We start from the raw sequence: 12,367 nt of genomic DNA on the forward strand, positions 1-12,367 counted from the left end.
CGGAGCTGGAATGCTCCTGGCGCCCGGCCACTGATGCAACTGTCCGTACAAGCATGTGAGAGGCGATCAGCCTGACCACCTTCAGAGAGCTCGGCGTGCTGCCCGAGATCTGCGACGCGCTCGACCGCGTCAACATTGTAGAGCCGTTTCCGATCCAGGAAATGACGCTCCCGGTCGCCCTGATGGGCACCGACCTGATCGGCCAAGCCCGGACCGGTACCGGTAAGACGCTCGGCTTCGGTATTCCGCTGCTGCAGCGCACCATCTCCCCCGGCGAGGCCGACTACGAGGAACTCGCCGCGCCCGGCAAGCCGCAGGCGCTGGTCGTCACCCCGACCCGCGAGCTGACCATCCAGGTCGCCAAGGACCTGACCACCGCGTCCACCGTCCGTACCGTCCGGGTTCTGACCGTGTACGGCGGCGTCGCGTACGAGCCGCAGCTGGACGCGCTGAAGACGGGCGTCGACGTCGTCGTCGGTACGCCGGGACGCCTGCTGGACCTGGCAAACCGCGGTGTCCTCGACCTCAGCCACATCAAGGTGCTGGTGCTGGACGAGGCCGACGAGATGCTCGACCTCGGCTTCCTGCCCGACGTGGAACGCATTCTGCGCAAGACACCTGAGCTGCGTCAGACGATGTTGTTCTCGGCAACGATGCCGTCGGCCGTGATCGCGCTGGCCCGCACCCACATGCGGCACCCGCTGAACATCCGGGCGGAGTCGCACGAGGACACCCAGATGGTGCCGACCACGGCACAGTTCGTCTACCGCGCGCACGACCTGGACAAGCCCGAAGTGGTGGCCCGGATCCTGCAGGCCGAGGACCGCGGCCGGGTGATGATCTTCTGCAAGACCAAGCGCGAGGCGTCCCGGCTGACCGACGATCTGCAGGACCGCGGTTTCAAGGCGGCCGCGATCCACGGTGACCTGAACCAGCAGGCCCGCGAGCGGGCGCTGATGCGGTTCCGCGGTGACAAGATCGACGTACTGATCTGCACCGACGTCGCAGCCCGCGGCATCGACGTCGAGGGCGTGACGCACGTCATCAACAACACCTGTCCCGAGGACGAGAAGGCCTACATCCACCGGATCGGCCGGACCGGCCGGGCGGGTGCGAGCGGGATCGCGGTGACCTTCGTCGACTGGGCGGACGTGACCCGGTGGAAGACGATCAACAAGGCGCTCGATCTGCCGTACGACGAGCCGCAGGAGATCTACTCGACGTCGCCGGAGCTGTACCACGACCTGGGTATCCCGACCGACGCTAAGGGCCGGATCAAGCCGTCTCGGGAGCCGCGGGACGAGAAGCCCACCCGGGACAAGCGCCGGACCGACGAGCGTTCCGAACGCCCCGAGCGCTCTGAGCGTTCTGAGCGTTCCGAGGGTGGCGAGCGGCCGGCCAGAAAGCGGAACCGGGTCCGCAAGCGCACCCGCAGCGGCCAGACGGTCGACGGGGTGGCGACTGAGCCGAAGTCCGAGGCGGACGTGACCTCGAAGACGCAGGTCCCGCCGACGGCCGAGTCGTCCACCGAGGCCGCGGAGGCGCCGGTGCGTACGCCGCGCAAGCGCGCCCGCACCCGGAAGACCGCCGAGTCTGCTGCTGTTGAGTCCGCTGCTGTGGAGCCGGCTGCCGAGGTTGAAGCCACGGTGGCCGAGGTTGAGTCCGCGGTGGCCGAGCCGGCCGAGAAGAAGCCGGCCAAGCGCACCCGGACCCGCAAGACGGCTGAAGCGCCGGCCGAAGCGGCTGCGTCTGCCGAGCCGGCTGCGTCCGCCGAGTCGGCCGAGCCGGTGAAGCGCACGCGGACCCGGACCCGGAAGGCCGCCGAGCCGAAGACCGAGGAGTCGAAGACCGAGGAGCCGAAAGCCTCCGAGGCCCCGGCGCCTCGGAAGTCGAAGGCTGCCGAGGCGCCTGAGCCGGGGACCAGCCCGACGACCCCGTTGTTCACCGCCCCGGAGTGACCTCCTCGTCGCCTGACCGTGGCTGAAAGGTGATCTGAACCTGCAACACCCTGCCCCTCGGTTGCCGTCCAAGCGGTAACCACGAGAGAGGGGCATGGGTGATGAGGCGGATCAAGACTGCCGCGGCCGGGGTGGCGTTGCTGGGGATGGTGCTGCTGGCAGGGTGCTCCGGTGAGAGCGGCGACAACGCCGGCGAATCCACCAGCGGAGCGGCCGCACCGGCCGACCGGCAGGCCACGGGCTCCGGTGAGGCGGCCGATGGCAAGTCCAGCGGGAGTGCACCGCAGGGGCAGGACAAGCAGGCAGAACAGCCGACGATCACACGCGCGATCATCAAGACCGGATCGCTGACGATCGAGGCCGACGACGTGGACGCCCAACGACAGAAGGCGATCACGGTCATCACCGGTCTCAAGGGACAGGTGTCCTCCGAGGACACCGGTAGCGACGACGACGGCAAGATCACCCGGGCGAACCTGGTCCTGAAGGTGCCGACCTCGTCGTACGAGACCGCGATCCAGCGGCTGTCCGAGCTCGGCAAGCGGATGCAGATCCACCAGGAGTCCAGCGACGTCACCGAGCAGGTGGTCGACGTGGAGAGCCGGATCTCCTCCCAGCGCGCCAGCCTGGAGCGGATGCGCACCCTGCTGGCCAAGGCGAACACGATTGGCGAGATCGTCTCGGTGGAGACCGAGCTGACCCGGCGTGAGGCCGACCTGGAATCCCTGCTGGCCAAGCAGAAGAACCTCGCTCTGCAGACCGAACTCGCCACGCTCGCGCTCACGTTGACCGCGAAGGGCGAGGAGCCGGTGGTCGAGGAGGACCCGGACCGTGGGTTCCTGGCCGGGCTGAAGGGCGGCTGGGACGCGTTCACCACGACGTTCAGCGCGCTGGCGACTGCGTTCGGGGCGGTCCTGCCGTTCCTGGTGCTGCTGGCGCTGATCGGCGTACCGCTGTGGAGGTTCCGGAACCGGCTGCGTCGGCAGCCGGCGCTCGCGCCAAGTCAGGCCCCGGACAGCGGGCAGTAGGTCAGAGCAACGCGTCGGCCAGCGCCCGGTATGCCTTCGCACCGGGCGAGGCCGGCGACGTGCGCAGGATGGTCTCGCCGAACGCCGGCGCTTCCGCGAACCGGATCGACTTCGGGATCGCCGGCGCCAGCACGTCCAGCGAGTACGTGTCAGCGATCGTCTCCAGCACCGCCCGGGCATGCGTCGTACGCCCGTCGTACAAGGTCGGCAGGACGCCGAGCACGTTCAGGCTCGGGTTCGTCAGCCGCTGAACGTCGTGGATCGTGTCAAGTAGTTGCCCTACGCCACGATGTGCCAACGTCTCGCACTGCAAGGGAATCAGTACGTCGGACGCCGCCGACAATCCGCTGACCGTCAGCAGTCCGAGCGTCGGCGGGCAGTCGACGATGATCCAGTCGTACGACGACCGCAGTGGACGCAACGCGGTGCGCAGTACCTGCTCCGGACCGCTCTCGCGGGCGAGTTGCACCTCGGCAGTGGCCAGCTCGATCGTGGCCGGCAGCAGGTCCGGCCCGTCCTCGAACTCCACCAGGACGTCGCGTGCCTTCACACCGCCGAGCAGGACGTGGTGGATCGACTTGGCCAGGTCCTCGGGGTCGATCCCGACCGAGAACGTCAGGCACGCCTGCGGGTCCAGGTCGACCAGCAACACCCGTTGACCGCGCTCGGCCAGGGCAGCACCGAGCGTCGCGACAGTGGTCGTCTTGGCCACGCCGCCTTTCTGGTTGGCTACCGCCATGGTGCGAGGCACCCGGCCATTGTGCCGCACCCCGGAACGCCCGGCCTCACCCCGGGGGGTTGACCTCAATCACCCTTTAACTTTCAGCATTGGCGCATGACCGGAACCACAGTGTGCCCCGATCCCCCGACCCCCGACTGCGACGAGCCCACGGTTGCTGCGCCGGCACGGGCTGGGCGGCGGGAGTGGCTCGGGCTCGCGGTGCTCGCCTTGCCGACCATCCTGATCGGCCTGGACGGGACCGTACTGCACCTGGCGGCCCCCATCCTGAGCGCCGACTTGGCGCCGAGCTCCTCCCAGCTGCTCTGGATCATCGATATCTACGGCTTCGTGGTGGCCGGTCTGCTCGTCACGATGGGCACGGTCGGCGACCGGATCGGCCGCCGCCGGCTGCTGATGATCGGTGCCGCCGGGTTCCTGGCCGCGTCCGTCCTGGCCGCGTTCGCCACCAGTCCCGAACTGCTGATCGCCGCCCGCGCGTTGCTCGGCCTGGCCGGCGCGACGCTGATGCCGTCGACGCTGTCGCTGCTGAGCAACATGTTCCGTGATCCCGGTCAGCGGCAGCTGGCGATCGCGATCTGGATGACGAACTTCATGATCGGCGGCATGGCCGGTCCGCTCATCGGCGGCGTACTGCTCGAACACTTCTGGTGGGGTTCGGTGTTCCTGATCGGCGTACCGCCGCTGATCGTGCTGCTGGTGGCGGCTCCGATCCTGCTGCCGGAGTTCCGGAGCGCGCATGCCGGCCGGATCGACCTGGTCAGCGTCGTGCTCTCCACCGGGGCGATCATCCTGGTCGTCTACGCCATCAAGGAGACGGCGAAGGACGGGTTCAACCTGAGCGGCCTGGGTATCGCGCTGGTCGGTGTGGTCCTGGGCTGGGTGTTCGCGCGGCGGCAGCTGGGGCTCGCGGAGTCGTTGATCGATCTGCGGCTGTTCCGGCAGGCCGCGTTCAGCGCTTCGCTCGGGGCGCAGATGTTCGGGTTGTACGTGCTCGCGGCGATGCAGTTCCTGGCGGTGCAGTATTTCCAGCTCGTTCTCGGCATGTCGCCACTCGAGGCCGGACTGTGGATGGTGCCGATGATGGTCGCGGGGATCATCGGCACGCTCGGTGCACCGTGGGTGGTCCGGCACTTGCGGGCCGGTACGGCGATGACGCTCGGTTTCGCGGTCGCCGTACCAGGACTGACTCTGATGGCGATGACAGGACGGCTGCCGGTGGTGATCGGGGTGGCCGTCGTCAGCCTGGGCATCCAGGTGGTGCTGGCGCTCACGTACGACGTGGTGGTCAGCAGTGCACCGCCGGAGCGGGCCGGTGTGGCGTCCGGCATGGGCGAGACCGGTACAGAGCTCGGCATAGCTCTGGGAATCGCCATCGCCGGAAGCCTCGTCACGGCGGTCTACCGCGCCGCCATCCCGCTTGGGGCGCCAGAGGCGGCTCGCGACACGCTGGGCGGTGCGGTAGCGGTTGCCGAGCGTCAGCCCGGACCGGGTGCACAGGAGCTGCTGGAACTCGCCCGCGACGCCTACACCAACGGCGTGCAGCTGGCAGTCGTCATGGGCGCGGTCATCGTGGTTCTGCTCGGCGTGGCCACGGCCACACTGGTTCGGACGGACTAGCGGATACCCTCTTTACTTGTGAGTACGCCACGTTCGCTGACCTTGCCCGATGGGGTGCGCCCTGCGACCCTCGAGACCGACCGTGGGTCCTTCGCCACCCTGATGGCCGTGCCGGACATCGGTACACCGCTGGGCACGGTGCTGCTCGTGCCGGGATGGACCGGCAGCAAGGAGGACTTCACTCCGCTGGTGGACCACCTGTGCCGCTACGGCTGGCGTACGGTCGCGGTGGACCAGCGGGGTCAGTACGAGACACCTGGTCCTGCCGACCCATCGGCGTACACGCTGGCAGAGCTCGGCGCCGACGTGGTCGCGATGAGCAAGGCACTCGGCGGCTACAGTCAGCTGGTCGGGCACTCGTTCGGCGGTCTGGTCGCTCGGGAGGCGGTGCTCACCGATCCGTCGGTGTTCTCGACGATCAGTCTGATGTGCTCCGGTCCGGCGGCGTTCACCGACGAGGTGACGCTGCAGGGCCTGCAGATGCTGGCTTACGGTCTGGACAACCTGCCGATCGAGCAGGTGTACGACCTGAAACTGCAGCACGACAGCTCGGGCCCGGCGTACATCGCACCGCCCGAGGAGATCGCTGCTTTCCTGAGGAAGCGGTTCACCGGCAACGTCCCGGTCGGCCTCGCGGAGGTCACCCGGCGGCTGATCGACACGCAGGACAAGACGGATCAGCTGGCGAAGTCCGGCGTACGGGCGCAGGTCCTGTACGGCGAGGGCGACGACGGCTGGCCGATCCCGGTCCAGCGAGGGATGGCCGAGGCTCTGGGTGTGGAGCCTCAGGTGATTCCCGAGGCTTTCCACTCCCCTGCCATCGAGCAGCCGGCTGCGACCGCCCGCCTCCTGGTCAAGTTCTTCCACGACCGCGACGGGTTCACGGGCTGACTTCGCGGCTCAGCGCAGTGGCTTCACCACGACGTCGAGCTTGATGTTCTCCAGGCCGATCGGCGTCAGCGCGGTCTTCAGGGCCTCGTCGTACACCAGGGCCGAGATGCCCAGTTTGTCGACGCCGTCGGGGCCGAAGCCGTACATGCCGAGATCTTTGTCCATCAGCGCGTCGGCCGCCGTACCGATCTTGGCCAGGTCGGCCTTGCTCAGCTTCACCTGGTGCACACACAGGTTGCCGTCGTACACCTTCTCGAACGCAGTCCGGAAGGCCGCCAGATCACCGTGCGCCACCCCGATCGTGTACACCTCCGGCGCACCCGGCACACGGCCCTTCGGGTACAGCAGGCGCGGGTCGGTGGCCTGCGCCTGGCGGGCATCGAGGAACGCCGCGACGCCCGGCTTGTTGATGTCATTCGGCCCGGCCTTCCAGCCGCCCGCGGGCTCCGGGCACGGCACCTGATCCGGCGGGATGTGCAACTCCGCCGTGGTCGACAACGTCTTCGGCACCGTCTGTTCCTGGACCTCGATCGTCCGGCCGGACCAGATGCCGGTCACGATCGCGGAACCGGTCCGCACCCCTTGGATCGTCTTGGCGTAGCCAAGCTTGTTCAGGTCGAAGCCCTTCAGCGTCACGGCATACTCCGCCGGGCAGGACGGCACCAGCTCCGCGCCCTTCGGCCGGCCGATCGCGGGTTGCGGCAGCGGCGGGCAGAACACCGGCTCCTTGCCCGGAGCGGCGATCACGTGACCGCCCACCTCGACCCGGTCACCGTCGCGGACGAGCAGGTCGTCGTTGGGCGCTTGATTGCCTTGAGCAAAGGATTGCGGCGTGCCGCCGGTCGTTGACGGTCCGGCGGCCGGCTCCTTGTCACCACCCGGCAGGACGGTGAGCGCCGCGGCGGCGATCGCGGCGACGCTGGCGGCGGCCAGAGCCGGGACCCAGCCTCGCGGGCGGCGGCGACCGCCGAGCATCTGTTCCAGGTCGGGTTCTGGGGCTGACGGCTGGTCCGCGCGCCACCGCGCGCCGGCCCGCGTCAGCAGGTCGTCGACCTCGTCGGTCGGGTTCATTCGCTGACCTCCAGCAGGGTACGCAGGCGGGCCCGCGCATCGGACAGGGTGGACTTGACGGTGCCTTCGGAGCAGCCCATCACCGCAGCCGTGTCGGCAACCGACAGGTCGGCGAAGTAGTAACAGTCCACCGCGAGGCGTTGCCGTGCCGACAAGGTGGCGAGCGCGTGGTCCACGTCCATCCGGGCATCCAGATCAGGCCGCGACACCGGGGCGTCGTGGTCGTCCAGCTCCCCGACCGGACGCAAGCGCCGGGCTGCCTTCCGGGCCTGGTCCGCGGTGATCGCCAGCAGCCAGGCCGAGGCGGTCCCCCGGCCGGCGTCGTACTGACTCCGCTTGGACCACGCCCGCGCGAGCGCCTCCTGGACGATGTCGTCCCGGTCCGCGCCCACCGCAAGCCGTGCCGCCAGACGAGCCATCACCGGCAGATGCGGCCGCACCCACTCCGCGAACCCGGCCCCGTCCGAAGGCGGCCCCACAACCACCGCCGGCTCATCCGTCATCGTCGGCATACCCTGTCTACCCCCGAATCCCACTTCCGGTTGGGTCCTACCCGATTTCCAACGACCCCACCCACCTCAAGTCACACCCCACCCCCCGTTCGTAACCTCCCCGAGTTATCCACAGATCCCAAAACCCACCCCACAGCTCCTCCCCCAGTAACTACGGTCGAAGCACGAACCGACCTGGGGAGACCACATGCCACCCGCCCCGGCCCACCCGCCCGACCCATCCACCCTCCACCACGCCTTCGAACGCAACGGCCCCCTCGACTGGGGCGACAACTCACTCTCAACAGCAGACATCGCCGGGCTGTACAGCACCCAGGCCGCGCGGAAGAGCCTGCGCATGCTGGAGGAGGCCGTCGCCGTCGAGCCGCGGATCACCGCCCAGTTCCTCGCTGCGCTGCCGCCTACGGCCTCGCCGTACCAGCTCACCCGGCGGGTCAAGTCCCCGGACTCTCTCGCCCGCAAGATTCACAACGCGGCCGTCAAGCGGAAGCGGGTGCCTCTGGATGACGTGCTGCGCTACACGGCGCTGACCACATCACCGTCCGAGCTGGTCAAGACCACACGTCACACGATTGACCAGCTGACGGACCAGGGCTGGCGAGTGGCGTACGCCATGCAGTCGTATACCGATGGCTCCCGCTACAAGGGAATCCACGCCTATCTGGCCGTTGCCGGGGTCGATCGCGTCGAACTGCAGTTCCACTCGCCTGCCTCGGCAAAGGTCAAAGAATTGACCACTCGGTGGTACGAGATCGAGCGCAGCGCCCGGGCATCGGATGAAGAACGGACCGCCGCACGGCAGCATTGCGCCGATTTGTCGGCAACTCTGTGGCCACCTCCAGGCATCGAGAACCTCACCATGCTGGGCGGTCGGCCCGTCGCGGTCAACAACTACAGTGACTCCAGGCAACAGCTGCCGCCTGCGGACCGACTACAGGCGAGCGCGCGACCAGCGGCTGAACACCCTTCGGTGAATAAGAGGAACGACGGGATGATGCGATGAAGCTCTACCTGGTGAAAGAAGAGGGTGAGCCGCTCTGGGTGGCTGCGCTGGCACATGAGCGGATGTACGGCTATGTCGCCAACACCGGCAAGTTCCATGACAACAATGCCTTGCGCAACGACTACTACATGGAGCGGGACTTCACCTACGAGGAGATCGGGCCGGCCGAGGCGCGTCGGCTGATCGACGGCGGTGTCGGCCGACTCGACGAGGTCGAGGAAGCCGAGATCCTCGCCATCTGGCAAGCCGACCCCAAACCACTCGACCCAACCGACGTCCTGTCGATCGCAGCCGGCTACAACCGCTGAGATCGTCGTGACGCGCCTCTTTCTGGTCAGTCAGGGTGAACGGCGGCTGTGGGTGGCGGCGTTGGTGGATGAGGATGTTTGGACTTTTGTGGTGAACACGGGGCAGTTTCACCGCAACGAGGGGGCTCGGCACGACTTCTACTTCTTGAATGAGTTGGAGTACGTCGAGATCGGGATCGCGGAGGCGCAGCGGTTCATCCGCGCCGGGGTGGGGACGGTGGACGAGCAGGAGTTCCCGGACTCGGTGCGACGGTGGCGGGAGGACGAACGGGCGATGGATGCCGAGGTGGTGTTCGCGTCGATGGTTGCTGATCTCGCCTGATCGCGAGGGTGGTCGAGTTCGGAACGGCGGGATCGCGCGATGAAGCTCTATCTGATGAGGGAAGAGGAGCGGTTGGTGTGGGTTGCTGCGTTGGCGTTCTGGCGGGCAGGTGCCAAGCCGCTTGACGCCGGTGCTGGCGGGTTCAGCCCGTGAGTCTCGGCGTGTAGAGCTGGGTTATGACTGACTCGATGGTGGGTTCGGCGATGGTGAGGTCGACCAGGGGGTAGTTGGCGGCGATGTGGGACAGGAGGGGGGCGGCTTTGGTGGTGGTGGGAAAGGTCAGGTGTTGGCGGGGGCCGTCTACTTTCACCACGCTGGCGCCGGGGATCTCGATGGGTGGGAGGGGGGTGGCCAGGTCTACTACCAGGGTGCGGGGGGCGGATTGGCTGGCGCGGAGGCCGTCGAGGGTGCCGTCGAAGATCTGGCGGCCGTGGTCGATGACCATGACGCGGGTGCAGAGGGCTTCGATGTCGTCGAGGTCGTGCGTGGTGAGGATGACGGTGGTACGGCGTTCCGCGTTGACCTGGGCCAGGAACTCGCGCAGCCGGGACTTGCTGATCACGTCCAGCCCGATCGTCGGCTCGTCCAGATAGACGATCTCGGGATCGTGCAGCAGTGCGGCCGCGATGTCGCCGCGCATCCGCTGGCCCAAGGACAGTTGGCGGACCGGTACGTCGAGCAGATCGCCGAGGTCCAGCAGTTCGACGAAGGTGGCCAGGTTCTCCGCGTGCCGGGCCCGCGGGACGTCGTACATCTTCTGCAGTACGGCGAACGAGTCCTTCAACGGCAGGTCCCACCACAGCGTCGTACGCTGACCGAAGACCACGCCGATCCGCTTGGCCAGCTTGAGCCGGTGCCGCGATGGGTCCACGCCCGCGACCCGGATCGAGCCGCCGCTCGGGACCAGGATGCCGGTCAGCATCTTGATCGTGGTCGACTTGCCGGCGCCGTTCGGCCCGATGTACCCCATCACCTCCCCCGGCTCGACGGTGAACGACAGGCCGTCCACCGCACGGACCTCGCGGCGGGTACGGCGGAACCCGGTCCGCGACGAAATGGTGAAGGCGCGGGACACGTCGGACAATTCGATGACTGGCACGGCTCAGCTCCCTGTACTGCGATAACGACGGAGACCGCCCCGCCAGGCCAGTGACGCCAGCGCGACCATCAACGCGGCGACCACCGGGGACAGCAGGCCGATCCAGGACGGCAGGCCCAACGGGGCCGCTTTGCCCAGTACGAACAGCACCGGGTAGTAGTTGACGAAGGCAAGCGGTACGACGAACGTGACGGCCCGGACGATGTCCTTGCCGAAGACGTTCAGCGGGTACTGCGTCAGTGTCTGACCGCCGTAGGTGAACGCGCTGGCCAGCTCGGCCGAGTCGATCGAGACGAACTGGAACGCCGCCCCGAGCACGAAGATCGCGGCGAAGATGATCGACCCGGTGATGATCGACAGCCCCAGCATGGTGCCCTTGGCAACGGTCCAGTCGACGTCGAGGTTGCCGAGCGCGAACACCAGGACGAGGCCGGCCTGGAGTGGCCGGCCGATCCGGCGCAAGGCGAACCCGTCCGCGGCGGTCTGGATGAAGGCGGGCATCGGCCTGATCAGGTAGACATCGAGCGAACCGTCGCGGATGCGCTGCCCGACCCGCTCGATCGATCCGGTGATCAGGTCGGCCAGCCCCAGCGTCATCGAGGCCGTTGCGTAAAGCAACGCCATCTCCCCGAGCGTGAACCCGCCGAACGCGTCGATGTGGCTGAACATCAGCACGATCGCGGCGAAGTCCGTCAGCGTGATCATCATCCCGGTGAACAGCATCAGCACGAACGACAGCGGGTAGGCCAGCGCCGACCGGATCCACATCACGACCAGCATCCAGTACTGCGCCGGTGCCCGGCGGAGTTGCTCAACCACCTTGGATCACCACCTTCCGGGTCGCGAACGACGTGGTGAGCTGACAGATCAGCAGCAGGACCAGGAGCCAGCCGAGCTGGAAGGCCAGTGCGGACCCGATCCCGCCGGGATTGCGGCCGAGCCAGATGTCGATCGGCACCTGCAAGGTCGCAGCCCACGGGGTCGCCCGGGCGAACTCGCCGATCCAGCCGGGGAACACCACCAGCGGCAGGATCGTCCCGGAGAAGAACAGCGACAGCATCAGCCCGAGGGCCTCCATACCGCGCGAGTCAATGATCCAGAAGCCGGACAACGCGATCAGATACCGGATGCAGAAACTCACCAGAATGCCGAGCATCAGCCCGACCGCGACCGCGAGCCAGGTGATCGCGCCGGAAGGGAACTTGAGGTCGAACACCAGCGAACCGACGAGCAGCGGCGCGCCACCACGGACGATCAGCTGGAACATCGCCCGCCCGAAGTCGACCGACAGCCACCACAACAGCAGGTGCGTCGGCCGGTACAGGTCGACCGCGATCTCGCCGCTGCGGACCCGCTCGCCGAGCTCGACCGTGGTGGTGGCGCCGAAGATCCCGATCGGCATCAGTAGCCCCTGCTGCAACCACACGAACGTCAGCGCGTCGGCTTCGTCGTACCCGCCGAGACCTGGCCGCTCGTGCCAGAGGGTCAGGTAGACACCGCACAGGATGAACCCGAACACGGTGTTGGTGAACGCGCCGGACGCGGTGGCGATCCGGTACGTCGAGAACCGGCGGAACGACCGGACGCCGATCGCCCAGTAGACGCCCACGGAAACCTCCTCTCATCGCTCGAGGTGGTGTCCGATCGGTCCAGCGGCACGCAGAACTGCCCCGGATCTGGAAAAGACCCGGGGGTTCGGACACCACTGTGACAGGCATGGATGACCCACGCCGTTGTCAAGGAAAGATTCGCGACAGTACGCCGCGGATCGGCCGACCGTCAACGCAATTTCCCCCGCGCGCCATCCGCGGGCCGC

The 12,367-nt window shown here is 67.7% G+C and carries 13 protein-coding genes; 7 read left to right on the forward strand and 6 right to left on the reverse strand.

Going from position 1 to position 12,367, the window contains the following annotated elements:
- Positions 1 to 161: 161 nt before the first annotated feature.
- Both EV652_RS06555 and EV652_RS06560 read left to right on the forward strand, forming a co-directional pair.
- Complete coding sequence (locus EV652_RS06555; protein WP_132208079.1) at positions 162 to 1,958, forward strand: DEAD/DEAH box helicase; 1,797 nt, start codon at positions 162 to 164, stop codon at positions 1,956 to 1,958.
- A gap of 101 nt (positions 1,959 to 2,059) precedes the next feature.
- Entirely contained in the window at positions 2,060 to 2,986 is a 927-nt protein-coding gene (locus tag EV652_RS06560; RefSeq protein ID WP_132208080.1) for a DUF4349 domain-containing protein, read from the forward strand.
- 1 nt (position 2,987) lies between these two features.
- Here EV652_RS06560 and EV652_RS06565 read toward each other — a convergent pair whose 3' ends face one another.
- Entirely contained in the window at positions 2,988 to 3,737 is a 750-nt protein-coding gene (locus EV652_RS06565; protein WP_132208081.1) for a ParA family protein, read from the reverse strand.
- 84 nt (positions 3,738 to 3,821) lie between these two features.
- Between EV652_RS06565 and EV652_RS06570 the strand changes: the two genes are divergently transcribed.
- Both EV652_RS06570 and EV652_RS06575 read left to right on the forward strand, forming a co-directional pair.
- On the forward strand, positions 3,822 to 5,345 hold the full coding sequence (locus EV652_RS06570) for an MFS transporter (protein ID WP_132208082.1): 1,524 nt from the start codon (positions 3,822 to 3,824) through the stop codon (positions 5,343 to 5,345).
- An 18-nt stretch (positions 5,346 to 5,363) separates the two neighbouring features.
- Complete coding sequence (locus EV652_RS06575) at positions 5,364 to 6,236, forward strand: alpha/beta fold hydrolase (RefSeq protein WP_132208083.1); 873 nt, start codon at positions 5,364 to 5,366, stop codon at positions 6,234 to 6,236.
- A gap of 9 nt (positions 6,237 to 6,245) precedes the next feature.
- Here the strand turns inward: EV652_RS06575 and EV652_RS06580 are convergent, their stop codons facing one another.
- Together EV652_RS06580 and EV652_RS06585 are read right to left on the reverse strand one after the other, a co-directional pair.
- A complete protein-coding gene (locus EV652_RS06580; protein WP_132208084.1) occupies positions 6,246 to 7,307 on the reverse strand; it encodes a hypothetical protein in 1,062 nt (353 codons plus the stop codon).
- The gene (locus EV652_RS06585; protein ID WP_242001603.1) at positions 7,304 to 7,810 is read right to left on the reverse strand and encodes an RNA polymerase sigma factor; all 507 of its coding nucleotides are present in this window, start codon (positions 7,808 to 7,810) and stop codon (positions 7,304 to 7,306) included. The genes EV652_RS06580 and EV652_RS06585 overlap by 4 nt, the downstream gene beginning before the upstream one ends.
- Positions 7,811 to 8,156: 346 nt before the next feature.
- Between EV652_RS06585 and EV652_RS06590 the strand changes: the two genes are divergently transcribed.
- From EV652_RS06590 to EV652_RS06600, 3 genes are read left to right on the forward strand one after another with little or no spacing between them, the layout of a single operon-like run.
- On the forward strand, positions 8,157 to 8,822 hold the full coding sequence (locus EV652_RS06590; protein ID WP_132208086.1) for a hypothetical protein: 666 nt from the start codon (positions 8,157 to 8,159) through the stop codon (positions 8,820 to 8,822).
- The gene (locus EV652_RS06595) at positions 8,819 to 9,130 is read left to right on the forward strand and encodes a hypothetical protein (RefSeq protein ID WP_132208087.1); all 312 of its coding nucleotides are present in this window, start codon (positions 8,819 to 8,821) and stop codon (positions 9,128 to 9,130) included. The genes EV652_RS06590 and EV652_RS06595 overlap by 4 nt, the downstream gene beginning before the upstream one ends.
- A gap of 7 nt (positions 9,131 to 9,137) precedes the next feature.
- Positions 9,138 to 9,452, forward strand: coding sequence for a hypothetical protein (locus EV652_RS06600; RefSeq protein ID WP_132208088.1), 315 nt, complete (start codon positions 9,138 to 9,140; stop codon positions 9,450 to 9,452).
- A gap of 142 nt (positions 9,453 to 9,594) precedes the next feature.
- On the opposite strand, the gene EV652_RS06605 is transcribed toward EV652_RS06600, so the two are convergent.
- The 3 genes from EV652_RS06605 to EV652_RS06615 are packed head-to-tail and all read right to left on the reverse strand — an operon-like array spanning position 9,595 to position 12,160.
- A complete protein-coding gene (locus tag EV652_RS06605; RefSeq protein WP_132208089.1) occupies positions 9,595 to 10,551 on the reverse strand; it encodes an ABC transporter ATP-binding protein in 957 nt (318 codons plus the stop codon).
- A 3-nt stretch (positions 10,552 to 10,554) separates the two neighbouring features.
- Positions 10,555 to 11,370 carry an ABC transporter permease gene (locus EV652_RS06610; RefSeq protein ID WP_242001604.1) on the reverse strand — a complete coding sequence of 272 codons (816 nt, stop codon included), beginning with the start codon at positions 11,368 to 11,370 and terminating at the stop codon, positions 10,555 to 10,557.
- Positions 11,363 to 12,160 carry an ABC transporter permease gene (locus EV652_RS06615; RefSeq protein WP_132208090.1) on the reverse strand — a complete coding sequence of 266 codons (798 nt, stop codon included), beginning with the start codon at positions 12,158 to 12,160 and terminating at the stop codon, positions 11,363 to 11,365. The genes EV652_RS06610 and EV652_RS06615 overlap by 8 nt, the downstream gene beginning before the upstream one ends.
- Positions 12,161 to 12,367: the final 207 nt, after the last annotated feature.

The sequence above is a fragment of the Kribbella steppae genome (assembly GCF_004342025.1).
Lineage (GTDB): Bacteria > Actinomycetota > Actinomycetes > Propionibacteriales > Kribbellaceae > Kribbella > Kribbella steppae.